The sequence below is a fragment of the Nostocoides jenkinsii Ben 74 genome, assembly GCF_001046875.1.
In the GTDB taxonomy this organism is placed as follows: Bacteria; Actinomycetota; Actinomycetes; order Actinomycetales; family Dermatophilaceae; genus Nostocoides_A; species Nostocoides_A jenkinsii.
On sequence record NZ_HF571038.1, the window covers coordinates 3619479 to 3621479 of the forward strand.

A 2001-nucleotide genomic window follows, 5' to 3' on the forward strand; every position below is an offset into this window, starting at 1 on the left:
GCTGCCGGGCCGGGCCGGCGGGGATGAGCAGCGCCGCCGGGATAAGGAGGGCGAGCAGCAGCCCGATCACCAGGCTCATGCGATAGGGCCCGTCGGGGGCGAACCGGATCTCCAACTGCCCCGACGCCCCCGCCGGCGCGACGAAGCCCTGGCGGAAACCGTCAACGGTCCGCACGGGCAGCAGGGTGCCGTTGAGCCGCGCCTCCCAGCCGGGGTTGGTGTTCTGCGTCATCACCAGGAGCCGCTCCGGGCCGGCGGGCAGGTGAGCGGTCAACCCACCACCGGGCTCGGCGCGCGTCTCGATCGTCACGCCCTGGCCCAATTGCGATGAAGCGTTTTCCGAGGAGCCGGGTTGTGACGAGCCGGGTTGCGGCGAGGCACCGGCCTCCTCCTGGGAGCGCACCACGATGCTGACTGGGCCCGCGCCCTCCCAGCGGCCGAGTGCGATCCGATGCGCACCCGCGCTCAACTGCACCGGAGCGCAGGCCTGCCAGGACAACGACCCGACGCCAACCAGACTTCGGTGGTCGCCCTGGACGCGCGTTGGGATGGGGCGACCGTCCACGACGAAGTCGGGACCGGCGCCACACGCGGCGTCGACGGACGGCGAGGCAGCCGGGAGGTCGAGGCCCACGACGGTCAGTGCGGCGATGTCCAGGGATGCCGACGCGTTGGCGCCGGCATCGCTGAGCAGTCGCACCACCAGATTCCCCGTGGTGATCGGGGGCAGTCGCAGCAAGCCGCCGCGATGCGGCCGAATGAACCGGTGGTCGCCGTCCCGGGTGACTTCGACGGTGGGGTGGTTCTCGGTCAGCCAGTCGCCGCGCACCGCCAACCGGACGTCACCCAGCCGCGCGGGCTTGGCCAGCGTCAGCGTGATCCGCGGGCTGTCGTCTCCGGCCGCCGGGCTCCACGCGGTGGCGGGGTCATCGTCGAGCAGCGCCTCCGGCGCCCCCGGCAGGCCGAGGCTGCGCGTGCTGCTCGTGGCCACCGTGACCGCGGGCTCGCCCGAGGTGGAGGTGGAGGTCGGGTTCTGGCCCGACCGCGGGGCGAGCGGATCGGCGTGCAACTGCCCGGACGCCGTCACCGTCTGCGCGCGGTCGAGGACGATCCGCCGGTCGAGGACCGAGGTCTCCTCGGCCGCCCGGAAGCCGCTGTCGCCGCACGCGATGCCCGGATCGGCCAAAACGCATTCGTCGAAGAGCGCCGGATCACGCCGCAGGACCACCCCGTGAAGCGGTCCGGCGGTCCGAGGGGACGGCAAGGCGACATACTCCCGCGGGGTCACGCCGGGAACCGAGACGTCGGCGAGTCCGGTCACCGTCGTCGCCGGAGTTCCCGTCACCGTGGCGAGAATCTCGACGGTGAGGGTGGCGCCGGACCAGCCCGGCAACGGGATGCGCGTCGGTGCGCCCGGTGCCAGGTCCGACTCGATCACCCGCTCCCCCGACGTCACTCGCACCCGCGCGGCCGCCACCGCCCCACGGCGCTGGAGCTCGCTGCTCACGGGCGTGATGGTGACCGCGTCGAGGGGTTGCGCGGTCGGCCGCGTGATGGTCAGGCGCGGCCGTGCGTCACCGAGCGTGAGCCAGGCGGTGCTCGGGTCGGCGTCCAGCGCGGCATACGGACGATTCGCAGGCCGGAGGCCGGTCCAGGTGAGGTCGTCGGACAGCGCCGAGGACGCCGCCACCCCCGCAATGCCGTCGTATGCCGTGACCGCCCGCAGCGACTCATCTCCCCACGGTCGGTAGTCGGGAGCACCCACGTCCTGGCTTGCGGTGAGCCCGCGACTCGCGTCCTGCCCGCGCACGGCTCCGAACCAGCGGTGGCGCGCCCGGTAGGTGTCGGTCTCGACGCGGGGCGCGCCCGCTGCGGCCCCGCCGTCCCCGTCGAAGATCACCGGCCCGTCCACGAGGCCGCTCTCGTGCAACGCCGCGAGGGCCTCGGCGGCCCCGGAGACGGCCGGCACCGACGCCGCGGGCCATGCCGTCAGCGGCGCGG

1 protein-coding gene is annotated in these 2001 nt (G+C 74.0%); it reads right to left on the reverse strand.

What is annotated here, in order from left to right; genetic code table 11:
- Window positions 1-2001, reverse strand: a 2001-nt coding sequence (locus BN13_RS19780) for a discoidin domain-containing protein (RefSeq protein ID WP_048548435.1), incomplete at both ends; no start/stop codon positions are given.